Origin of the sequence: Rhodobium orientis (assembly GCF_003258835.1) — a bacterium.
Classification (GTDB): domain Bacteria; phylum Pseudomonadota; class Alphaproteobacteria; order Rhizobiales; family Rhodobiaceae; genus Rhodobium; species Rhodobium orientis.
Genome location: NZ_NPEV01000001.1, coordinates 168,146 through 189,492 on the forward strand (window position 1 = coordinate 168,146; position 21,347 = coordinate 189,492).

19 protein-coding genes and 1 tRNA gene are annotated in these 21,347 nt (G+C 65.4%); 11 read left to right on the forward strand and 9 right to left on the reverse strand.

All coding sequences use genetic code 11. From position 1 onward, the window contains the following. Positions 1-114 precede the first annotated feature (114 nt). Positions 115-588 carry an Lrp/AsnC family transcriptional regulator gene (locus CH339_RS00825; protein ID WP_111432361.1) on the forward strand — a complete coding sequence of 158 codons (474 nt, stop codon included), beginning with the start codon at positions 115-117 and terminating at the stop codon, positions 586-588. An 18-nt stretch (positions 589-606) separates the two neighbouring features. Here the strand turns inward: CH339_RS00825 and greA are convergent, their stop codons facing one another. From greA to CH339_RS00840, 3 genes are all read right to left on the reverse strand, one after another. Continuing rightward, positions 607-1,080 (reverse strand): transcription elongation factor GreA, encoded by a 474-nt coding sequence (greA, locus tag CH339_RS00830; protein WP_111432362.1) that lies wholly within the window; start codon positions 1,078-1,080, stop codon positions 607-609. Positions 1,081-1,208: 128 nt separating this feature from the next. Continuing rightward, positions 1,209-4,727: a carbamoyl-phosphate synthase large subunit gene (carB, locus tag CH339_RS00835; protein ID WP_111432363.1), complete on the reverse strand. Its 3,519-nt coding sequence runs from the start codon at positions 4,725-4,727 to the stop codon at positions 1,209-1,211. A 146-nt stretch (positions 4,728-4,873) separates the two neighbouring features. Beyond that, a complete protein-coding gene (locus CH339_RS00840) occupies positions 4,874-5,251 on the reverse strand; it encodes a helix-turn-helix domain-containing protein (RefSeq protein WP_201240924.1) in 378 nt (125 codons plus the stop codon). Positions 5,252-5,975: 724 nt separating this feature from the next. Between CH339_RS00840 and CH339_RS25270 the strand changes: the two genes are divergently transcribed. The 3 genes from CH339_RS25270 (at position 5,976) to ypfJ (ending at position 7,468) form a co-directional block, all read left to right on the forward strand. Further along, a complete protein-coding gene (locus tag CH339_RS25270) occupies positions 5,976-6,101 on the forward strand; it encodes a hypothetical protein (RefSeq protein WP_274609875.1) in 126 nt (41 codons plus the stop codon). 206 nt (positions 6,102-6,307) lie between these two features. Next, on the forward strand, positions 6,308-6,457 hold the full coding sequence (locus CH339_RS24505; protein WP_170138337.1) for a hypothetical protein: 150 nt from the start codon (positions 6,308-6,310) through the stop codon (positions 6,455-6,457). A gap of 150 nt (positions 6,458-6,607) precedes the next feature. Beyond that, on the forward strand, positions 6,608-7,468 hold the full coding sequence (gene ypfJ, locus CH339_RS00850; protein WP_111432365.1) for a KPN_02809 family neutral zinc metallopeptidase: 861 nt from the start codon (positions 6,608-6,610) through the stop codon (positions 7,466-7,468). Between the two features lie 9 nt (positions 7,469-7,477). Here ypfJ and CH339_RS00855 read toward each other — a convergent pair whose 3' ends face one another. Both CH339_RS00855 and carA read right to left on the reverse strand, forming a co-directional pair. Then, entirely contained in the window at positions 7,478-8,062 is a 585-nt protein-coding gene (locus CH339_RS00855) for a c-type cytochrome (RefSeq protein WP_111432366.1), read from the reverse strand. Positions 8,063-8,199: 137 nt separating this feature from the next. After that, positions 8,200-9,423, reverse strand: a complete 1,224-nt coding sequence (carA, locus tag CH339_RS00860) for a glutamine-hydrolyzing carbamoyl-phosphate synthase small subunit (RefSeq protein WP_111432367.1) — start codon at positions 9,421-9,423, stop codon at positions 8,200-8,202. 319 nt (positions 9,424-9,742) lie between these two features. Between carA and CH339_RS00865 the strand changes: the two genes are divergently transcribed. Continuing rightward, positions 9,743-10,192: a GatB/YqeY domain-containing protein gene (locus tag CH339_RS00865; protein ID WP_111432368.1), complete on the forward strand. Its 450-nt coding sequence runs from the start codon at positions 9,743-9,745 to the stop codon at positions 10,190-10,192. A gap of 24 nt (positions 10,193-10,216) precedes the next feature. On the opposite strand, the gene CH339_RS00870 is transcribed toward CH339_RS00865, so the two are convergent. After that, positions 10,217-10,492 carry a BrnA antitoxin family protein gene (locus CH339_RS00870; protein WP_245408085.1) on the reverse strand — a complete coding sequence of 92 codons (276 nt, stop codon included), beginning with the start codon at positions 10,490-10,492 and terminating at the stop codon, positions 10,217-10,219. Next, positions 10,446-10,793 (reverse strand): BrnT family toxin, encoded by a 348-nt coding sequence (locus CH339_RS00875; RefSeq protein WP_111432370.1) that lies wholly within the window; start codon positions 10,791-10,793, stop codon positions 10,446-10,448. Before CH339_RS00875 ends, CH339_RS00870 begins: the two co-directional genes overlap by 47 nt. 132 nt (positions 10,794-10,925) lie before the next feature. On the opposite strand from CH339_RS00875, the gene dnaG reads away from it, so the two are divergent. Beyond that, positions 10,926-12,896, forward strand: a complete 1,971-nt coding sequence (dnaG, locus tag CH339_RS00880; RefSeq protein ID WP_111432371.1) for a DNA primase — start codon at positions 10,926-10,928, stop codon at positions 12,894-12,896. A 605-nt stretch (positions 12,897-13,501) separates the two neighbouring features. Beyond that, entirely contained in the window at positions 13,502-15,541 is a 2,040-nt protein-coding gene (rpoD, locus tag CH339_RS00885; RefSeq protein ID WP_111432372.1) for an RNA polymerase sigma factor RpoD, read from the forward strand. Between the two features lie 2 nt (positions 15,542-15,543). Here rpoD and CH339_RS00890 read toward each other — a convergent pair whose 3' ends face one another. Continuing rightward, complete coding sequence (locus CH339_RS00890; RefSeq protein ID WP_111432373.1) at positions 15,544-15,759, reverse strand: hypothetical protein; 216 nt, start codon at positions 15,757-15,759, stop codon at positions 15,544-15,546. A 221-nt stretch (positions 15,760-15,980) separates the two neighbouring features. On the opposite strand from CH339_RS00890, the gene CH339_RS00895 reads away from it, so the two are divergent. The 3 genes from CH339_RS00895 to CH339_RS00905 all read left to right on the forward strand — a co-directional run bounded on the left by CH339_RS00895 (position 15,981) and on the right by CH339_RS00905 (position 18,906). Further along, positions 15,981-17,267 carry a cytochrome-c peroxidase gene (locus CH339_RS00895; protein WP_146610087.1) on the forward strand — a complete coding sequence of 429 codons (1,287 nt, stop codon included), beginning with the start codon at positions 15,981-15,983 and terminating at the stop codon, positions 17,265-17,267. Positions 17,268-17,445: 178 nt separating this feature from the next. Next, positions 17,446-18,687 carry an adenylate/guanylate cyclase domain-containing protein gene (locus tag CH339_RS00900; protein ID WP_170138338.1) on the forward strand — a complete coding sequence of 414 codons (1,242 nt, stop codon included), beginning with the start codon at positions 17,446-17,448 and terminating at the stop codon, positions 18,685-18,687. Positions 18,688-18,829: 142 nt separating this feature from the next. Beyond that, positions 18,830-18,906 (forward strand) — tRNA-Ile (locus CH339_RS00905). 93 nt (positions 18,907-18,999) lie between these two features. On the opposite strand, the gene CH339_RS00910 is transcribed toward CH339_RS00905, so the two are convergent. Beyond that, positions 19,000-20,091, reverse strand: a complete 1,092-nt coding sequence (locus CH339_RS00910; protein ID WP_245408086.1) for a GntG family PLP-dependent aldolase — start codon at positions 20,089-20,091, stop codon at positions 19,000-19,002. Between the two features lie 250 nt (positions 20,092-20,341). On the opposite strand from CH339_RS00910, the gene CH339_RS00915 reads away from it, so the two are divergent. Next, positions 20,342-21,286, forward strand: coding sequence for a LysR substrate-binding domain-containing protein (locus tag CH339_RS00915; RefSeq protein WP_184443205.1), 945 nt, complete (start codon positions 20,342-20,344; stop codon positions 21,284-21,286). The last annotated feature ends 61 nt before the right edge of the window (positions 21,287-21,347 follow it).

The following is a 21,347-nucleotide window of genomic DNA, read 5'->3' on the forward strand; positions in this document are numbered from 1 at the left end:
CCAGTGCGAGCGTGCGCGCGACGTACGATTCCTGCTCGTTTCGATTATTTTATTGCGAAATTGGGCATTTATTGTACGCAAGAGACGGTTGCGTCCCTTGCTGGAGAGTTCGCGGTGAAATTACGGTTGGACGACGTCGATTGGAAGATCCTGTCCGAGCTGCAGGCCGACGGTCGCATCACCAATGTCGAGCTGGCGCGCCGTGTCGGCATCTCGGCGCCGCCGTGCCTGCGCCGCGTGCGCGCGCTGGAACAGGCCGGCGTCATTCGCGGATACCGGACGCTGCTGGAGGAAAAAACGCTCGGCTTCGACGTCACGGCCTTTGCCATGGTCGGGCTGGCCTCCCAGGCGGAAGCCGATCTCGTGGCGTTCGAGGAACTGGTGCGCGGCTGGGGCATCGTGCGCGACTGCTGGATGCTGTCCGGCGAGATCGACTTCATGCTGCTCTGTGTCGCGCCGGACCTGCAGTCGTTCCAGAACTTCATCATCGGTGAACTGACCAAGGCGCCGCAGGTCGACAGCGTGCGCACGGCACTGACCATCCGCCACAGCAAGGATGCCGGCGGCGCGCCGCTGGAACTGCTGTAGCCCCGGCGAATCCGATTTCTAGATGAATTTGACCGCGAGGATCTCGTAGGCGCGGGCGCCGCCCGGGGCCGCGACCTCGATCGAATCACCGACGGTCTTGCCGATCATGGCGCGGGCGATGGGCGAGGAGATGGAGATCTTGCCGGACTTCACGTCGGCCTCGATGTCGCCGACGATCTTGTAGGTCTTTTCCTCGTCGGTGTCCTCGTCGACGATGGTGACGGTGGCGCCGAACTTGACGGTGTCGCCGCCGAGCTTGGTCGGATCGATGATGTTGGCGCGCGAGAGCTGGTCCTCGATCTCGGCGATGCGGCCCTCATTGTGGCTCTGCTGTTCCTTGGCGGCATGGTATTCCGCGTTTTCCGACAGGTCACCATGGGCGCGGGCTTCAGAAATCGCCTGGATGATGCGCGGACGCTCCTCGACGGTGCGCCGTTTGAACTCCGCCTCGAGCGCTTGATGCCCCTCGATGGTCATCGGAATCTTGTCCATGGGTCAACGACCTCTTCATGTCTTCAATGCGGCCTGTGTATATCGCGCATCCCGGCGCGAAACCGCACACAGATGAACCCCCGCCCGGATACCGCGGCTTTTTGCGCGGAGCCGGAACGGGCGGAAAATTACGAGACCGGGGCGAAATATGCCTGCAACGGCCTCACTTCAAGACTGCCGGAAGAATATGCCTCAATTCCTTGAGCTGCGGCGATCGCTCCCGCCAGGGTCGTATAATACGGTACCCGGTGAAGGAGCGCCGCCCGTCTGAGTGACCGGCTGTCGGCGAGGGCCTGTGCGCCTTCGGTTGTGTTGAAGACCAGTTGGACCTCGCCATTTTTGATAGCATCGACGATGTGCGGGCGGCCTTCAAGCACCTTGTTGATTTTTGTCGCCGCAATGCCGTTGTCGGCGAGATAGCGCTGGGTGCCGCCGGTGGCGATGATGGCGAATCCGAGCCGGTCTAGCAGCCGCGCGGTTGCCAGCACCTGTTCCTTGTCCTGGTCGCGCACGGAGATGAATACCGTGCCGGCCGTCGGCACGCGGGTGCCGCCGCCGAGCTGCGACTTGGCAAAGGCGAGCGCATAGTCGCGGTCGAGGCCCATGACTTCGCCGGTGGAGCGCATCTCCGGGCCGAGCACCGTGTCGACGCCGGGGAAGCGGGCGAACGGGAACACCGCCTCCTTGACCGCGATGTGGTCGATGGCATGCGGATTGACGCGCGTGCCGTAGCACTCGATCGCCGGCTGAAGCTTTTCGCCGGCCATCACCCGGGCGGCGATCTTGGCGACCGGCAGGCCGATGGTCTTGGCGACGAAGGGCACCGTGCGCGAGGCGCGCGGATTGACCTCGATGACGTAGATGTCGCCGTTCTTCAGCGCGTATTGCACATTCATCAGGCCGCCGACGTCGAGGGCTTTTGCCAAGGCTTCGGTCTCGCGCTCCAGTTCGCGGATGGTCTCTGCGGTGAGGCTATGCGCCGGCAGAGAGCAGGCGCTGTCGCCGGAATGGATGCCGGCCTCCTCGATGTGCTCCATGATGCCGCAGACGAAGACGTCGCTGCCGTCGCACAGCGCGTCGACGTCGATCTCGATGGCACCGGACAGGTAGGAGTCGAAGAGCAGCGGATTGCGGGCGAGCACGGCGTTGATCTGGCCGGTCTTGTCGTTCGGATAGCGCTGGCGGATGTCGTGCGGCACCAGCTCGGACAGGGTGCGCTGCAGATAGGTCTCGAAGGCCTCGGCGTCGCGCACGATCTCCATCGCCCGCCCGCCGAGCACATAGGACGGGCGGATGACCACCGGAAAGCCGATCTGTTCGGCGACGATGCGGGCCTGCTCGATGGAATGGGCGACGCTGTTCTTGGGCTGGCGGAGGTCGAGCTTGGCCAGCAGCTTCTGGAAGCGGTCGCGGTCCTCGGCGAGGTCGATGGCGTCGGGCGAGGTGCCGAGGATCGGCACGTCGGCCTCCTGCAGGGCCTCGGCAAGCTTCAGCGGGGTCTGGCCGCCGAACTGCACGATGACGCCGTGCAGCGTTCCGTTCGACATCTCCACGCGGACGATTTCCAGCACGTCCTCGGCCGTCAGCGGCTCGAAATAGAGCCGGTCGGAGGTGTCGTAGTCGGTGGAGACGGTCTCCGGGTTGCAGTTGACCATGATCGATTCGAAGCCGGCATCGTCCAGCGCGAAGGCGGCATGGCAGCAGCAATAGTCGAACTCGATGCCCTGGCCGATACGGTTGGGGCCGCCGCCGAGGATGATGACCTTCTTCCTGTCGGACGGCTGCGCCTCGTCTTCCGGCGCGCCGTTAAACGGCACTTCGTAGGTGGAGTACATGTACGCGGTCGGCGAGGCGAACTCGGCGGCGCAGGTGTCGATGCGCTTGTAGACCGGGTGGACGCCGAGACGCGCGCGGGTGGCGGCAATGTCGGCCTCCTCCTGGCCGGTGAGGCCGGCGAGGCGGGCGTCGGAAAAGCCCAGCGCTTTCAGCATCGCCAGGCCGCGGGCCGTCGGCGGCAGGCCGCGTTCGCGGATATTCTTCTCCGCATCGACGATCTTCTGCAGCTCCTCGATGAACCACGGATCGATGGCGCAGGAGGCATAGATCTGGGCGTGGTCGACGCCGAGGCGCAGGGCCTGGGCGACCTTCAGGAGCCGGTCTGGTGTCGGCGAGCCGAGGGCGGCGCGGATGGCGTTCTTGTCGTCGCCCTGGCCAAGGCCCGGGATCTCGATCTCGTCGAGCCCGGTGAGGCCGGTCTCCAGGCCGCGCAGGGCCTTTTGCAGGGATTCGGTAAAGGTGCGGCCGATGGCCATGACCTCGCCGACCGACTTCATGGAGGTGGTCAGGCTCGGCTCGGCGCCGGCGAATTTCTCGAACGCAAAGCGCGGGATCTTGGTGACGACGTAGTCGATGGTCGGCTCGAAGGCGGCCGGGGTGGCGCCGCCGGTGATGTCGTTGGCGAGCTCGTCGAGGGTGTACCCGACGGCGAGCCGGGCGGCGACCTTGGCGATCGGGAAGCCGGTGGCCTTGGAGGCCAGCGCCGAGGAGCGCGAGACGCGCGGGTTCATCTCGATGACGACGAGGCGGCCGGTCTCCGGGTTGACGGCGAACTGGACGTTGGAGCCGCCGGTCTCCACCCCGATCTCGCGCAGCACCGCGATCGAGGCGTCGCGCATCACCTGGTATTCCTTGTCGGTGAGCGTCAGCGCCGGGGCGACGGTGATGGAATCGCCGGTGTGGACGCCCATCGGGTCGACGTTCTCGATGGAGCAGACGATGATGCAGTTGTCATCGCGGTCGCGGACGACCTCCATCTCGAATTCCTTCCAGCCGAGCACCGATTCCTCGATCAGCACTTCGGCGGTCGGCGAGGCGTCGATGCCGCGCTCGACGATGTCGAGGAATTCCTCGCGGTTGTAGGCGATGCCGCCACCGGTGCCGCCGAGGGTGAAGGAGGGGCGGATGATCGCCGGCAGGCCGATGTCGGCGAGCGCTTCCAGCGCCTCGATCAGCGCTTTTTCCTGGTAGCGCTTGCGCCGGTTCGGCTCGTCTGCGGCCCAGGCCTTCTCGAATTCGGCAACGAGGCGGATATGCTCGTCCGGGGAGACGTCTAGGGCCTCGATGCGGGCGATTTCCCTGGCCTTCGCTTCCTTGTCCTCGTGCTTCAGGCTGGACGCGTTGGCAAGGTAGGAGCGCGGCGTCTCAAGGCCGATCTTGCCCATCGCCTCGCGGAACAGCTTGCGGTCCTCGGCCTTGTCGATGGCCTCGGCCGTTGCGCCGATCATCTGAACGCCGTGCTTTTCGAGCACGCCGAGCTGGCGCAGCGACAGCGCGCAGTTCAGCGCCGTCTGGCCGCCCATGGTCGGCAGCAGGGCGAAGACCCGGCCCTCCGGCACGTTTTCCTTTTCCTTTTCGATGATCTTGGCGACCACTTCCGGCGTGATCGGTTCGATATAGGTCGCGTCGGCCAACTCCGGGTCGGTCATGATGGTGGCCGGGTTGGAGTTGACGAGGACGATGCGGTAGCCCTCTGCGCGCAGCGCCTTGCAGGCCTGGGTGCCGGAATAGTCGAATTCGCAGGCCTGACCGATAACGATCGGGCCGGCGCCGATGATCATGATGGTATGGATGTCTGTGCGTTTGGGCATGTGCTCTCGCAAGGGGGCCCGTGGGCCCGCGGGATTCGAACACTGAAAGTGCGTGGATGGCTATGCGAAGCCGCGCCGGGTTCTACACGATAGGATTGGCGATGGCCAGCCAAATCCGGCCAACATGACGCAGGTGCGCGCCACACCTACCCGGCGTTTTTGCCGGCATCGAGGGGCGTTTCCACGGCGATGCCGTCGGCCTTTTGCGCATCGGCGGCGAGTTCCGGCTCGAGCGGGCCGGAATGGGCCTCCAGGTCGCCGCCCGGTGCGACCGCGACGACCAGTTCGCCATCGAAATCGGTGACGCCCTTGGACAGCGCATAACAGGCGAGGCGGACGGATTTGGGGATCGTCACCTTCTTGCCGTCGCGTCTGCCCTTTTCGTAGTACTGGATCATCCGCTTTTTCAGGCCGAGTGCGTCTGCGGCGTCCTTCTGCTTCCAGCCGAGGGCCCTGCGCCAGGCGCGGAATTTCTCCGGGCTCATCGGGATATCGTCGTCGCCGGATTTTTCAGCTTTTTTCATGGAAACGCGCAATTCGGAATCGGATGCGGCATCAGCGCACATTGTGCACCCTGGGCGTTGACAGAGGCGCACCGAGTACGCCAACGTGCACTCAGTGCTAGTGAAGTCCGAATGGGCCTACGGAGTCAATAGAGTCTCCGCAAACGTCGTGGGTTCGCAGCGGGGGCGCAGGCTCGAACGAGCCGGGAGGAACGCAAATGCTAGCTGACCTCATCATAGGACGGGCGATGGTCGCTCCGCACGGGATCGATGTCCATCGGCATGCGACATTTTCCTGCAGCATGGCGCGCCTGATCCGCAAGGTACTGAATTTCGGCGCCTGACGGCCGCGTCCCGCGGTCGGGCGCCCGGCACAGGTTTCCCGCATTTGCCGGCGTGCGACATGCCGGTTTTCCATCCTTTTCGATCCGCTCGGACGGCCGCCGGCGTGGCGCGCCGCCGCCGGCCCGGTGAGTCGCGGCGCGGACCCTTCTCAAGGCCGCCAATCCGCCAGGGTGTGCGGTTTCCATCCTCCAATGCCTGATTGTGAAGCGGCGGCCGCGGGAAACGCGGGAACCATTTACCGTGTTCGGCGCTAATTGCGCACAGTGTGCATTTTTTAACTTGAAATAGTGGCACTCTGTGCGTATCTATCGTTTCGAAGATGCACCAAGTGCACCCGAGAACGACAACCTCCCCTCAAGAGGGAGGCCCGGCGACGCCGGGAGACACAAGGAGAAGAAAAATGGCCGTCAACATTCTTGTTGCGCGCAGCTATATGGGGCACCGCAAGGTGGACGTTCACACGTCCGCGCTGGTCTGGTGCAAGCTGAATGCCGCCTTCAAGCGGATCCGCGGGCTGTTCGCCTGACACGACGCGAACCTTGACCTGTGAACGAAAGGGCGCGGCCTCGGCTGCGCCCTTTCGTTGTTTCCACGGGGAGGCCCATGCGACGGGGCGGCAGGCGCGGGGCCGAAATCGTCACGGTAAGCGCGCGCTAACCTAACATATGCACGAATTCACAACTTCAAGATTGTATTTTGCGGATGACCACCGGCAGACACGAGGATGAGCAGATGGCTCTCAACATTCTGGTTGCCCGCAGCTATTTCGGACAGCGCAAGATCAACTTGCACAACACCGCAGTGGCCTGGTGCAAGCTGACCTCCGCCTATAAGCGTATCCGTCGGACCTTCGCCTGGCGGCTCCCAATTTCCGATGCATGAGCGACAAGGGCGTGGCCTCGGCCGCGCCCTTTCGTCGTTTTCGGGCTCTCTGCCGTCTTCGCCAAAACCGGTTCCCACTTCCGGCGGTCACGCGCTATTGTCGCGCATCGCGGCCCGTTGCGTGGCCGAGCCACCGATAGGGAGACGGCGATGCGCTGGCGGGGACGACGGCAGAGTTCCAATATCGAAGACCGGCGCGGGTCGGGCGGGCGCGTGGTGCGCCGGGCCGGCGGCGGCAGCATTCTTTTCGTTCTCATCGCCATCGGCGCCTCGCTCCTCTTCGGCATCGATCCGCGGCAGGTCCTGGGGATTCTGGAAGGCGGCCAGACCGTCTCGCAGCAACGCCAGACGGCGCCGGCGGGCGGGCGCAACGACGAGGGCAGGGCGTTCGTCGGTGTCATCCTCGCCGACACCGAGGACGTCTGGAACCGGATCTTTTCCGCCAACGACCGGAAATACGAGGAGCCGGCGCTGGTGCTGTTTTCCGGCCGTGCCCGCTCGGCCTGCGGCTTTGCCAGCGCCGCGAGCGGGCCGTTCTACTGTCCCGGCGACCGCAAGGTCTATATCGACCTCGCCTTCTATGAGGAGCTCCGCCGGCGCTTCAAGGCACCGGGCGATTTCGCGCAGGCTTATGTGATCGCCCACGAGGTCGGCCACCACGTCCAGAACCTCACCGGCGTCCTGCCGGAGTTCAACCGGCGCCGCCAGACGCTGTCGGAGCGCGAGGCCAACCAGCTTTCCGTCCGCGTCGAACTGCAGGCCGACTGCTATGCCGGGGTCTGGGCGCACTTCACCCAGCAAAAGGGGCTGCTGGAGGCCGGCGACATCGAGGAGGCGCTGAACGCGGCGCATCAGATCGGCGACGACGCGATCCAGAAACGAACGCAGGGCTATGTGGTGCCGGACGCCTTCAACCACGGCTCCTCGGAACAGCGCGCGCGCTGGTTCCGGCGCGGGCTGTCGTCGGGCAAGGTCTCGGACTGCGATACGTTTTCCGGACGGCGGGTGTAGCGGCTCGGGCTAGTCGGCGCCTTTCCGCGCGACGTCCGGCAGGCCGGCCTGGATGTAGCTGATCAGCTTCCAGCGCTCGTCGGCCGTCAACACGTCCTTGAAGGCCGGCATGTCGGTGCCGAGCTTCTCGCCGCCCTCCGTCACGGTCCACATCAAGAAACCGTCGGAGCGGAAGATCCGCATCATCGCCATGCGGCGCGGGCCCATGCCGCCACCAGGGCCCATGCCCATACCGCGACCCATACCCATGCCGCGGCCCATGCCGCGCCCGGGTCCCATCATATCGGCCGTGATCGGCGCCAGCACCGGTGGCGGCGGGGTCAGGTCCGTGCCGCCCTCGCCGTCGCCCATGCCCCTCGGGCCGTGGCAGGTGGCGCAGTTGTCGGCATAGAGCTCGGCGCCTTCGGCAAGGACGCTGCGGTCGCCGGCATAGGGATTCCGGACCGCTTCATAGCCGGGCGGCAGGCCGTTCCAGCGGATGATGCGGTGTCTGGTGGGATTGTGGATCGTTCCGGCCGCAAAAGCCCAGCCGAAGGTGCCGGCGATCAAGGCGCCGGCGGCAAGGGCGAAGAGGGCGTGGCGTTTGACGGACATGATCGGCCTCCCTCGTGCGGGCAGCAAATCACTTCCCGGGGCAGGGTCTGTCCCAGGTGGTATAGACCTTGCGGATTTCCGATAACAGGCCGCGCCTGCTCTGGCGGATGCGGCAGGTTGCTGCGGCAGCCGGCAAGTTACCCCGCGGCGCGGGCTTCGCCCGGTGCCGGGCGCTCGGCGACGGTCGCCTCGTTCTTGCGCTCACGAATGAGGTTGACGAAGCGGGTCATCAAATAGTGGCTGTCCTGCGGGCCGGGGGAGGCCTCCGGGTGGTACTGGACGGAGAATACCGGCCGGTCCTTCAGCTTCAGCCCGCAATTGGACCCGTCGAACAGCGAGACATGGGTCTCCTCCACGTCCGCCGGCAGGCTGTCGCGGTCGACGGCGAAGCCGTGGTTCATGGAGGTGATCTCCACCTTGCCGGTGGTGTGGTCCTTGACCGGATGGTTGGCGCCGTGGTGGCCCTGGTGCATCTTCTTGGTGGCGCCGCCGAGGGCAAGCGCCAGCATCTGGTGGCCGAGGCAGATGCCGAAGACCGGCAGGCCGCTGTCGACGAGCTTCTTGATTTCCGGCACGGCATATTCACCCGTCGCCGCCGGATCGCCCGGACCGTTGGACAGGAACACGCCGTCCGGGTTGAGGGCGAGGATGTCGTCCGCCTTGGTCTCGGCCGGCACCACCGTCAGCTTGCAGCCTTCGCCGGCGAGCAGGCGCAGGATGTTGCGCTTGATGCCGTAGTCGACGGCGACGACGTGGTGGACCGGCTCTTCCATGCGCCCAAAACCCTTGCCGAATTCCCAGGGCGTCTCGTCCCAGGAAAAGCGCTGGGCGGAGGTCACCATCGGCACCAGGTCCATGCCCTCAAGGCCCGGCCAGGCGGCGGCCTCGGCCTTCAGCCGCTCGAGGTCGAACTTGCCGTCCGGGGCGTGGGCGATGACCGCGTTCGGCATGCCGGCCTCGCGGATGAGTGCGGTGAGGGCGCGGGTGTCGATGCCGGCAAGGCCGACGATGTCGCGGGCTTTCAGCCAGGCGTCGAGGTGCTTGCCGGCGCGCCAGTTGGACGGGTCGGTGACCTCGGTCTTGGTGATGCAGCCGCGCACGCCGGAGGATCCGGCCATGCTGACCGTCTCGATGTCCTCGTCGTTGGTGCCGACATTGCCGATATGGGGGAAGGTGAAGGTGATGATCTGTCCGGCATAGGAGGGATCGGTCATGATCTCCTGGTAGCCGGTCATCGCCGTGTTGAAGCAGACCTCGCCGACGGCCTCGCCGACGGCGCCGTAGCCGATCCCCTCAATCACGGTTCCGTCTGCGAGCACGAGCACCCCGGTCGGGCGCGGGTCTTGCCATGGGTCGGTCATGATGCTGATTTTCCGTCCGAAACTGTTGTCTTGACTGCCGCCGCGCCGCGCGCCAGGCGCGCAATCGCTCTCACCAAGAGCTTCCTTGCCGCGGAACTCCCTTGCGATGGCTGGCGTTACCGTGATGACAGATGGGGTTCGCCCGCCCGGACTCAAGGCGTTCGAGCGCCAGAGACTAGGCCAAGGCGAATCTCTCGTCAATAGGCGCGAAAAATAAAAGCTGTATATAAATCAAACAGTTAATCCAGGGGAAGCTTGCCAGGACGGGGTTTTTCGGTGTAATTTCCAAAACTCGGTCCACGACATCCCGAGGTGGGTCATGAGAGAAGCCATTCAGGCTGCGTTGAAGGATGCGATGAAATCGCAGCAGAAGCGACGGGTCGCGACGCTGCGGCTCATCAGTGCTGCGATCAAGGATCGCGATATTGCCGCCCGCAGCCAGGGCAAGGATGCCGTCGGCGACGACGAGATCCTGCAGATCCTCGCCAAGATGGTGAAACAGCGCGAGGAGTCCGCCCGCATCTATGAGGAAGCGGGGCGGCTGGAACTGTCCGAGGAAGAGCGCGAGGAAATCGAGATCATCTCCGAGTTCCTGCCGCGCCAGCTCTCCGAGGAGGAGACCCGCGCCGTCTGCGCCGGGGTGATCGCGGAGATCGGCGCGAGCGGATTGCGCGACATGGGCAAGACCATGTCGGCCCTGAAGGAGCGCTATCCCGGCCAGATGGACTTTTCCAAGGCCAGCGGCATCGTCAAGGAACAGCTTCAGTAGGTTTGGTGAGGGGAGGGCGCCCGGTCAGGCGTCCTCGGCCTCGTTCTTGCGATGCTCCATATAGGAGCGCAGCACCTGATTGATGCGGGTCTGATAGCCGCGTCCCTCCTGCTTGAAGAAATCGAGCACATCGGCGTCGAGGCGGATGGACACCGCCTTCTTGGGCGCCGGGACGACCAGCACGGCCTTCGACCAGTCTATGTCGAGCAGCCCCTCCCAGTCGGGATCCTCGCGGGCGGCGCGCTCGATCTCCTCATCGGTCAGGTTTTTGACCCGTTCCCAATCGGTCTTGCCCTTCACCTTCGAGCCAGCGGATCGCCTGATGATATGCTCGTCGTTCATTTTTTCGTGCCCTTCGTGCCGAGATCACACGACAGTTTTGGTTGCGGATGGTGTAGATGACAGCGATCTCCACCCCCTCGAGAAGGCCGATAGCAAGGAGGCGTTCTTCGTCGGGAAAATCGCAAGGATCAACGAGGTGCGGTTGCTCGAATACCGAGATCGCATCGTCAAAATCGAAGCCGTGCTTTTCCAGATTGGATTCGCTTTTGCGCTCATTCCACTCAAATTCTGGAAATTCTTGGCTCTCCAAAAATCTCATTTTAGTTGCTCTCGGAATCTATAAAATATACGTTTTGTATATACAATATTATTGCGCTTGTCAACATTTTTCGTGCTGCCCAGCGCCGATCTCCGATGACGCCCGTTCCCGCATTGGCCTATAGTCGCCGCCATGCGGTTCACCACCTCCTTTCTCGATGAAATCCGCGCTCGGCTGCCGATCTCGGAGGTCGTTGCGCCGCGCGTTGCCTGGGACCGGCGCAAGTCGCAGCCGGCCAAGGGCGACTTCTGGGCGTGCTGCCCGTTTCATCAGGAAAAGACGCCGAGCTTCCATGCCGACGACCGGCGCGGCCGCTATCACTGCTTTTCCTGCGGCGCTTCCGGCGACCATTTCCGCTTCCTGGTGGAGACCGAGGGGGTCAGCTTTCCGGAAGCCGTGGAGCGGCTGGCCGGCCAGGCCGGGGTGCCGATGCCCGCACCGGACCCGCAGGCTGAAAAGCGCGAGGCTCGGCGCAAGAGCCTCGGCGAGGTGGTCGAGCTCGCCTGCCGCTATTTTGAGGAGATGCTGCGGCTGCCGAGTTCGCAAGCCGCGCGGGACTACGTCGCCAGGCGCCGGCTCAGGAAGGAGACCATTTCCGAGTTCCGCATCGGCTATGCGCCGGACGCGCGCGACGGGCTGAAGAAGCACCTGCTGGCGCAGGGAATCGATGAGGCCTCGATGATCGAGGCCGGGCTGATCCTGAAGCCGGAGGACGGGCGCGAGAGCTACGACCGGTTCCGCAACCGTCTGATCGTGCCGATCGAGGACGAGCGGGGCCGGGTCGTCGCCTTCGGTGGACGGACCATCGACCCGCACCGCGAGCCGAAATATCTCAACTCGCCGGAAACGCCGCTGTTCTACAAGAGCGCCGTGCTCTTCAACCTGCACCGGGCGCGCAAGCCGGCCCACGACACCGGCTCCGTCGTCGTCGTCGAAGGTTATCTCGACGCCATCGCCGTCTATCAGTCCGGCATTTCCTCTGTCGTGGCGACCCTCGGCACGGCGTTTACCGAGGAGCAGATGACGCGGCTATGGCGGCTGGCGTCCGAACCCGTCGTCTGTTTCGATGGCGATGCCGCGGGCACGGCCGCCGCCCACCGGTCCATCGACCGCATCCTGCCGCTTCTGAAGAGCGGGCTCTCCTTCAACTTTGCCTTCCTGCCGCCGGGCATGGACCCGGACGACCTCGTCGCCAAGGGCGGCCGCGAGGCCCTGATGGGGGAACTCCAAAAAGCGCTGCCGTTGTTCGACGTTCTTTGGGAGCGCGAGACGACGACGGCGCGGATCGACACGCCGGAGCGCAAGGCGGCGCTGGAAAAGCGCATCGAGGATCTGGTCGCGACGATAGCCGACGGTCTCGTCTCGCGGCGCTATCGCCAGGCTTACCGGGTGCGGCTGTCGGAGCTGTTCTGGCAGCAGACGCGGGGAGCGTCCGGCCGGCGCGACAGCCGGCCGCGGCGGGCGGGCCGGGACGGCGACGAGACGCCGGCACTCACCAGGGTGCCCGGTTTCAAGGTCGAAGAGGCGACGACGCTGGAGCGCGCCGTTCTCGGCCTTTGCGTCTCCTTTCCGCAGCTTTTCGAGCAGCACTATGAGCGGCTGCAGGCGATCCCCTTCGTCAGCGGCGATTTCGACAGCTTCAAGGAGGAGCTGCACCGGGTCGTCATCGACCGGGACAGCGACGCGGTCTCGGCGCTTTATGAAGACCTCGACCCGAAATTCTTCGACGTCCTGCACGAGGTGCATGCCAGCGTGCTCTCGCGGGTCCGCGATAATGCAGAACGGCGGCGCAGCCTATGGGCCGACCAGCCGATCCTTAAATTCCATCCGCCGGAGCACTTCGTCGATTCCTACCTGGAACTGTTGCTCGACCATCTGGAACTGAGGTCCATGCGCAACGAGCTCAACCACGAGGTGGCGACCGCCGACGGCGATATCGATCCGGCGACGGAGGGGCGGATCCTGGAGTTGTCACGGGAGGTCAACCGGCGCTCCGAGGAGGTCGCCCGCCGGGAGCGCGACCTGGCTGAGGCGGCACGGATCATCCGGCTGGAATTCGAGACGGCGACGGGCGGCGAGGCGGCTGATCGCACGGCCGTCTGACGGCAGCATCCGGACGACTCGCCGGGGCCAAATTCGCGAGTCTCCCGAATAACTTCGCCGTCTGGCGCGAATCGACCTTGCGCAATGGCCCACCCGCATTACATAACACGGTCGAGCGGAGGATCAGCGCCCAACGCATCGGCGACGAAAGCATCTCAGACCCGCTCGACAATCCGGATCGCGAGGCCGAAAGGGACCGGCAACGGTTTTCTTTTGTCGCCCGACACCGTATGACAGTTTTTTTGACCCTCATGCGGCAAAGAAATTTCGGTTAAACGGGAGTTAAGAGAGTTCCTCTACCGTTTACCGACGACGAGATTTTTGGCGTGGGCGCAACACGACACATGCATTCGGGGCGAGACGAAATGACGCGCGGCCGGGGAGGGACGTGCTGTCGCCCGGCGGGCGGTGTTCTGCCGTTCGCGGCCCTGTCGCGCCCTTTCGCCTCTGCCGCAGACACCGATATCACCGTGCCGACGACGGACCAGACCGCGACCACCAGGACTTCGAGACGATCCTAATGCGCGCCCGCCGGGCTCCCGCCGCATGCGGGCGTCCGGCCGCCGGCGCCGACAGTTGAAGCGCGCAAGCGAGGCAAGACGACCATGGCCACCAAGACCGAATCCGAAGAGACCCAGGAGACCCCGACCGAGGGCCACGACGGACCGCTCCTCGACCTGTCCGACGCCGCGGTCAAGCGGATGATCAAGCAGGCCAAGAAGCGCGGCTACGTCACCTACGACCAGCTCAACGAGGTGCTGCCGTCCGAAGAGGTCACCTCCGAGCAGATCGAGGACACCATGTCGATGCTCTCGGATATGGGCATCAATGTGATCGAGTCCGAAGAGGCGGAGGAAAACGAGGAAGCCGCGAAGGAGAACGCGGGCGGCGATCTCGTCGACGCCACGGCCTCCTCCACCGCAGTCGCCAAGACCACGACGACCCGCGAGCCGGCCGACCGCACCGACGACCCGGTGCGCATGTATCTGCGCGAGATGGGCTCGGTGGAGCTGCTGTCCCGCGAGGGCGAGATCGCCATCGCCAAGCGCATCGAGGCCGGCCGTGAGGCGATGATCGCGGGGCTTTGCGAAAGCCCGCTGACCTTCCAGGCGATCATCATCTGGCGCGACCAGCTCAACGAGGCGCAGATCCTCCTGCGCGACATCATCGACCTTGAGGCAACCTACGCCGATCCGGGCAGCAAGAGCGATAGCGACAGCGGCGAGGACAGCGAGGACGAGAGCGCCACCGCGGTCGCCACGCCGCGAGAGGCCTCCAGCGAGGAGGCGATCAAGAAGGCCGACGACAGCAAGGACGCCGACGAGGCGGAGGAAAGCGGCGACGACGACGGCGACGACGACGACGATTTCGAGGCCAACATCTCGCTGGCGGCCATGGAGGCGGAGCTGAAGCCGAAGGTTCTGGAGACCTTCGACCTCATTGCCGAGAACTACAAGAAGCTCCGCAAGCTGCAGGACCAGCTCGTCGAGAACCGGCTGAAGAACCAGACCCTGTCGCCGAGCCAGGAGCGCCGGTACAAGCGCCTGAAGGAAGACATCATCCAGGAGGTGAAAAGTCTCTCCCTCAACCAGAACCGCATCGATTCGCTGGTCGCCCAGCTCTACGACATCAACCGCCGTCTGATGGGGTATGAGGGCCGTCTGTTGCGCCTTGCCGAGAGCTACGGCACGGGCCGCGACGACTTCCTCAAGCAGTACCAGGGCTTTGAGCTCGATCCGAACTGGATCCGCCGGGTCGCCAATCTCGGCTCGCGCGGCTGGAAGGAATTCGTCGCCAACGAGCGCGAGACGATCCGCGAACTACGCCAGGCGATCCAGAATCTGGCCACCGAGACCGGCCTTGAGATCACCGAGTTCCGCCGCATCGTCCATATGGTGCAAAAGGGCGAGCGCGAGGCGCGCCAGGCCAAGAAGGAGATGGTCGAGGCGAACCTCAGGCTGGTCATCTCGATCGCCAAGAAATACACCAACCGCGGCCTGCAGTTCCTGGACCTGATCCAGGAGGGCAACATCGGCCTGATGAAGGCGGTCGACAAGTTCGAGTACCGCCGCGGCTACAAGTTCTCCACCTACGCCACCTGGTGGATCCGGCAGGCGATCACCCGCTCGATCGCCGACCAGGCCCGCACGATCCGCATCCCGGTGCATATGATCGAGACGATCAACAAGATCGTCCGCACCTCGCGCCAGATGCTGCACGAGATCGGCCGCGAGCCGACGCCGGAGGAACTGGCCGAAAAGCTGGCGATGCCGCTGGAAAAGGTCCGCAAGGTGCTGAAGATCGCCAAGGAGCCGATCAGCCTTGAGACCCCGATCGGCGACGAGGAAGACTCTCATCTCGGCGACTTCATCGAGGACAAGAACGCGGTGCTGCCGATCGATGCGGCGATCCAGTCGAACCTGCGCGAGACGACGACCCGCGTGCTCGCCTCCCTGACGCCGCGCGAGGAACGCGTGCTCAGGATGCGCTTCGGCATCGGCATGAACACCGACCACACCCTGGAAGAGGTCGGCCAGCAGTTTTCCGTCACCCGCGAGCGCATCCGCCAGATCGAGGCCAAGGCGCTGAGGAAGCTGAAGCACCCGAGCCGGTCGCGGAAGCTGCGGAGCTTCCTGGATAGCTAGGCTTAGCTATCCTTGATCGTCGTGGACGGGTGCTTTTTTGCGTACCCGTCCGTGACGAATTTTCCTGTTCTGGAACTCCGGTGCGTGCCGCCGGTGCTTCCGCCGCCACGCGTTTCCCCCAGCGTGGTTACGGGATGGGAATTCGCAAATTTCTTCGTCACAAACTGACCTGATTTCGCACTGCGGTAGTTCTTACCGCTGCCGCCTGATTTGGCCATTGGACCAGTCCTATCGGTTACGGATCGCGACTCGTCGCGGTCAACACGGGGATAATATCAGGTTCCTTGTTTGTTCCGCAAGGATGGCGGGAACTTCTGTAGCAATAGCTCGGGAAAATCCCCGCGCATGACATCTTCTCCGTAACCAAAGCTACAGAACGCTTCGGTCGTCTCCGCTATGTCGCGAGGGCTTTCGTTTCCTATCGACAGGAGCCGCGTCCGTGACCGTCGCATTGCTTTTGCCGCTCCTGGCCGTTTGCGGCCTTGGCGTGCTGTTTCTCGTGTCCGGCGAGCTTTCCCGGCGCATCGGCGTGGCATCGCCCGGCCGGATCGGGCTTGCTGCGCTCCTTGGCTTCGGCATTCTCGCCATGTCGATCAAGGCCGTGGTGCTCCTCTCCCTGCAGCCGACGGGCGCGTTGGCCGCCGTTGCGGCCGCCGCGCGCGCCATCGACCCTGCGCCTGCGGGGCGGGACGGACGCTCGGCCGGTCCCGGCCTTTCCTTGGGAACTTCGTCGATGCGGTTCTCCGTTCGCAACAAGGCCTGGAAAGCCCTGCCGCGCACCACCGATCTGCCGGATGCGGCGCTGGTCGATCTGGGGCGCAGGCTTTTCTTCGACAAACGGCTTTCCGCCGACGGGACGGTCTCTTGCGCGTCCTGCCACGACATCGCCGCCGGCGGCGATGACGGGCGCCGAACCGCCGTCGGTATTGCCGGAGCGAGGGGCGCGCGCAATGCGCCGACGGTCCTCAATGCCGGGTTCCTCCGGCGCCTGTTCTGGGACGGGCGCGCCGCCTCGCTTGAGGAGCAGGCGCTTGGACCGCTCCTCAACCCGGTGGAGATGGGCCTGTCGTCGATGGCGCGCGCGGTGGCGATCGTTTCCGGCGACGCCGACTACCGGGCGCGTTTCGCCGAGGCGCTGTCCGCGCCCGCCACCGCCGGGGGCATCGTTCGCGCGATCGCCGCCTTCGAGCGCACCCTGGTGACGCCCGCATCGCCCTATGACAGCTTCGTTCTGGGGGACGACGACGCCCTCAGCGCAAGCCAGAAGCGCGGCCTGTTTCTCTTCGACGACGTCGGCTGCCGGACCTGCCATGCCGATCCGTGGTTCACGATTGCAGCCGACCGGCGCTCCTCGCCCTACCGGATTTTTCCCGTCTTCCGGACGGGCCCGCTGCTGGCGCGCTTCGACCTGACGGCGGACGGGGGGCGCCACGGGGCAGATGTGTGGCGGGTGCCGTCCTTGCGAAACGTGGCGCTGACGGCGCCCTATTTCCACAACGGATCGGTCGACACGCTCGAAGACGCCGTGCGGATCATGGCCGAGGCTCAGCTTGGCCGCCCGACGGCGGGGGATCCGTTCGGCACGACGTCGATCGTGCGCGACCGAAGCGGGCGGCCGTTCGTTGCGCGCGGGCGCACGCTTACCCAAACGGATGTCTCCGATATCGCGGCCTTCCTGCGGTCGCTGACCGGCAGCATTCCCGTCGTCCGGGCGCCGTCTTTCTGAGGCCGGGGCGCGATTGCCCTTGTCCCCGCATCGACGACATGGCTGCCCATCACCCAAGCGTGACGGATTGCGACTGGCGATTTCCTGGCAAAGGACCATATTCCGTTCGTGACGCGGAGGAAGACGCTTCTTCCGCGCCCGTTGCTTCTTTTTCTCATCTGCCAGGATGTCCCGCGCCGTGAACGTTGTCGATCTTCCGACCCCGGAATTCACCAAGACCAAGCCGCTGCCCCAGGAGCGGTGGCTGAAGACCAAGGCCGCGATCGGCTGGCTGCTCGGCGACGGCCGCCGGGCGACCAACGGCGCCGACTTCATCGAGGGCCTGTGCGCCCATGCCCGGGCCACCGGCCTTCCCGTAGAACGGGCGGCGATCGCCATCCGGCTCCTGCATTCCGAATATGCCGGCCTCGGCTTTCACTGGCAGCTCGGCCAGCAGGCAACCGTCAACCCTTATGCCTATACGCCCGGCCCCTCGCCGGCTTACGACAACAGCCCCTACAAGGCCGCCCACGACACCGGCGAATGGGTCATGCTGTGGCTGGCCGATACGCCCGACGACGCCTATGGCATCGTGCCGGAGCTGAAGGCGGGCGGCTACACCCACTATATCTGCATCCCGTTTTCCTCCCGCTTCGGCCTTTCCAATGGGCTGACGCTGGCGACCCGCGATCCCGGCGGCTTTTCCGACGACGATCTGATGGTCATCGCGATGCTGGCGCCGGCGGTCGCGGCGGCGGCGGAGATCCTGTCCCTCGACCGCATGCTCGACGATCTTTTGCGGATCTATCTCGGCGACGAGCCGCACCGGCGGGTGCTGGAGGGCAATGTCCATCGCGGCGAGGTCACGCGCGTGCGCGCGGCGATCCTTTTCGCCGACATGCGCCATTTCACGACCCTGTCGCTCGACATGTCGGCCGAGGCCGTCACCGGGCTCCTCAACCGCTATTACGACTGCGTGGTGCCCGCGGTGGAGGAGCGGGGCGGGGAGATCCTGAAATTCATCGGCGACGGGGTGCTGGCCATGTTCCCGGCCGAGGAAGGGGCGAGCGACGATGCCTGCCAGGCGGCCTATGCGGCGGCCAAGGACGTGCAGAAGCGGGCGGCGCGGATCGGCGGCGAGGCCGAGCCCGGCTTTTCCGTCGGCGTGGCGCTGCATTTCGGCCGCGTCGCCTATGGCAATGTGGGCTCCGGCCACCGGCTCGACTTCACCATGATCGGCCGCGACGTCAACGCGGCGAGCCGGATCGCCAGCCTGTGCGGCGAACTGCAGCGCAAGATCCTGATGTCGAAGGATTTCGCCGGCCGCCTGAAAGACGATCCGACGCGCTATCTCGGCGCCTATCCCTTGCGCGGCATTCCGGGCCTGCAGGAGATCCACGAGGTCGCCTGCGGCCCCGATCCGTGCGTCCCGCCGGCCTGAGCGGCGCGGTCGTCCGAACCTTCCCTAAAGCCCGAGACACGACGCACCGGCCCGAGGCAACCTGGCTCAACCCGCCCCTTCGGCCCGGGCTTGCGGCGCCGGGCTCACATGCTATAGGGGACGGGCGCTCCAAGCGATGCGTGGGCCCGTAGCTCAATTGGTTAGAGCCGACCGCTCATAACGGTCTGGTTGCAGGTTCGAGTCCTGCCGGGCCTACCACAAAGTCCCTCGGATTTGCCGGATACGACTTGCCGTTCCCGCCGGCTTCAACCCGGCCGCCGGGAATTGCAGTTTCTGTTTTTGGGGCCCGCGCTAAGCGGCCCGCTCCCGGCCGGCGAGCGACAGGAAGACGTCCGCGGCCCGGTCGATATCGTCCTCGCTGATATGGCGATGGGTGACGCAGCGGAGCAGGGCGGGATTGACGGTGCGTGTCAGAACGCCGTTGGCGGTCAGGGCGTCGACCCATTCAAAGCTCGTGCGGCCGGTTTTCGAAACGTCGACCTGGACGATGTTGGTTTCAGGCGCGCTCGCCCTCAGCGTGGTCCCTGCCGCGTTGAGGGCCTTGCTGAAGCGGGCGGCGCGGGCATGGTCCTCGCCGAGCCGGTGTCGCATGACCTCGATGGCCTCGATGCCCGCCGCCGCAAGGACGCCGATCTGCCGCTGCGTGCCGCCTAGCAGCTTGCGCATCTGTCGCGCCTGCCGGATCGTCTCGGCAGGGCCGGCCAGGACGGCTCCGGCCGGCGCGCTCAGTCCCTTGGACAGGCAGATGGCGACGGTGTCGGCATGGGACGCAATCCGGTCGGGGGCGATATCGAGCGCGACCGCGGCATTGAAGATCCGGGCGCCGTCGACATGGACCCTGATGCCGTCCTCGTTCGCCAGCTCGCGGATCGCCTGCATGTGCGCCAACGGCAGGACGGTGCCGCCGGCGGCGTTGTGCGAGGTTTCCAGGCAGATCAGCGCGGTCGCGATGCGGCCGCGGTCGACGGTCAGGATCTCCGCGACCGCGTTGCGGTCCATGGCCCCGGCCGTCCCGGGGACGGCCCTGACGCAAACGCCGGTGAAGACCGAGGTGCCCCGCTCCATCCGGAGCATGTGGGCGTTGTCCCCGACCAGGATCTGGTCGGCGCGCTGCGCCTGGACCAGTACCGCGATCAGGTTGGCCATGGTGCAGGTGGGCACGAAGACGCCGGCTTCCTTGCCGAGGAGGTCGGCCGTGCGCCGTTCCAGATCGAGCGCCGTCGGGTCCCCGTCGAGCCCGTCGTCGCCGAGGGGCGCGCTGCGCATGCGCTCATACATGGCCTCGGTGGGTTTGGTGACGGTGTCGCTGCGCAGGTCGATGACCTGGTTGCCGGCCTGCGTCCCGGCGGGGGGGTGAACGACCATCTCGACTGATCTCCGCATGCGGTTGCCGGGTCCTTGCGGGCGCCCGGAGGATTCGCTTCGGGCACCGCGGCAGCTCCCGCAGCCGTCGCGCTCGTGCCGTCCTTCGACGCGGCAAGGATCGCATGGCGGATTACATATCGGAAATGCGAATGTTGGTCAGTATCATACATATTTGATATGATAGATCGCGCGCCAGGGCGGGCGGGCGCCGGCTGCAGGGGCAGAGGACGGGCATTCGCGCGCATGTCGCCAACTCCGCGGGGTGTTGATGATCGCCAGACGCATGGGACTGCAGCATATCGAGACCTTTCGGGCCGTGGTCATGACAGGTTCCATGACCCGGGCCGCGGAGGAGTTGCATACCTCGCAGCCGCAGATCAGCCGGCTGATCGGCCAACTGGAAGAGATCGCCGGTTTTTCCCTGTTCGTCCGGAACGGCACGCGCATCGCCACGTCGGCGGAGGGCGCGAAGTTCTTCGAGGAGGTGGAAAAGGCCTTCGTCGGACTGAAAAACCTCGAAACCGCGGCCGACGATATCCGCTCGTTCCGGGCTGAGAGCCTTCGGGTCGCCGCCATGCCGCGCCTTGCCGGAGGCCTGCTCACGCAGTCGGTCGCGGCCCTCAAGACCGACTATCCCGACGTCATGGTGTCCATTCATTCGGGCACGGCGAGCGCCGTCGATACCTGGGTGGGCTCCGGCATCTGCGACGTCGGTCTCGTCATGCTCTACGGAAGCGGTGGAACGGGCCTCGACATGGTGCCCGTGTCGACGTCCAATTGCGTGTGCGTCCTGCCGGTCGGACATCCGCTGGCGGAGCGGGAGGCCATCGGCGCCGCGGACCTCGCCGGGGAGCGGTTCATCGCCTTTTCCAGCGGCAGTTCCCTGCGCCGCCAGGTGGATGCGTTTTTTCGCGACGACGGGGTGGAGCCGGCCATCGCGGTGGAGACGGATCTCGGCGCCTCGGCCTGCGCGCTGGTGCGTGCCGGGCTGGGGGTGAGCATCATCAACCCGATGGCCGCGCTGGAAGAGGCCGGCCGGATGGACATCGCGATCCGCCCCGTCTGGCCCCGGCTGCCGGTGACGCTGGGGCTGATCTTTCCGCCCTACCGGCAGCGCAGCAGGCTGATCGACCTGTTCGAGGACTATGCGCGCGCGACCATCGGGGACGCATTGCGCGGCGCCTTCGCCGAAGCGGATGGGCCCGCGCGTTGAGGCACCGGCACGGAGGCATCGCGCGGTTGACAAGCCGTCCGCCGAATGCCAGATTTCAATT

What these genes read in the sequence shown, in the direction of transcription:
- CH339_RS00855 (WP_111432366.1), bottom strand. Translation starts at nt 8,062, where the DNA reads ATGTCCGTCAAACGCCACGCCCTCTTCGCCCTTGCCGCCGGCGCCTTG.
- CH339_RS00910 (WP_245408086.1), bottom strand. Translation starts at nt 20,091, where the DNA reads ATGCGGAGATCAGTCGAGATGGTCGTTCACCCCCCCGCCGGGACGCAG.
- rpoD (WP_111432372.1), top strand. Translation starts at nt 13,502, where the DNA reads ATGGCCACCAAGACCGAATCCGAAGAGACCCAGGAGACCCCGACCGAG.
- CH339_RS00875 (WP_111432370.1), bottom strand. Translation starts at nt 10,793, where the DNA reads ATGAGATTTTTGGAGAGCCAAGAATTTCCAGAATTTGAGTGGAATGAG.
- greA (WP_111432362.1), bottom strand. Translation starts at nt 1,080, where the DNA reads ATGGACAAGATTCCGATGACCATCGAGGGGCATCAAGCGCTCGAGGCG.
- CH339_RS00890 (WP_111432373.1), bottom strand. Translation starts at nt 15,759, where the DNA reads ATGGCCAAATCAGGCGGCAGCGGTAAGAACTACCGCAGTGCGAAATCA.
- dnaG (WP_111432371.1), top strand. Translation starts at nt 10,926, where the DNA reads ATGCGGTTCACCACCTCCTTTCTCGATGAAATCCGCGCTCGGCTGCCG.
- carA (WP_111432367.1), bottom strand. Translation starts at nt 9,423, where the DNA reads ATGACCGACCCATGGCAAGACCCGCGCCCGACCGGGGTGCTCGTGCTC.
- CH339_RS00915 (WP_184443205.1), top strand. Translation starts at nt 20,342, where the DNA reads ATGATCGCCAGACGCATGGGACTGCAGCATATCGAGACCTTTCGGGCC.
- ypfJ (WP_111432365.1), top strand. Translation starts at nt 6,608, where the DNA reads ATGCGCTGGCGGGGACGACGGCAGAGTTCCAATATCGAAGACCGGCGC.
- CH339_RS00865 (WP_111432368.1), top strand. Translation starts at nt 9,743, where the DNA reads ATGAGAGAAGCCATTCAGGCTGCGTTGAAGGATGCGATGAAATCGCAG.
- CH339_RS00840 (WP_201240924.1), bottom strand. Translation starts at nt 5,251, where the DNA reads ATGAAAAAAGCTGAAAAATCCGGCGACGACGATATCCCGATGAGCCCG.
- CH339_RS24505 (WP_170138337.1), top strand. Translation starts at nt 6,308, where the DNA reads ATGGCTCTCAACATTCTGGTTGCCCGCAGCTATTTCGGACAGCGCAAG.
- carB (WP_111432363.1), bottom strand. Translation starts at nt 4,727, where the DNA reads ATGCCCAAACGCACAGACATCCATACCATCATGATCATCGGCGCCGGC.
- CH339_RS25270 (WP_274609875.1), top strand. Translation starts at nt 5,976, where the DNA reads ATGGCCGTCAACATTCTTGTTGCGCGCAGCTATATGGGGCACCGCAAG.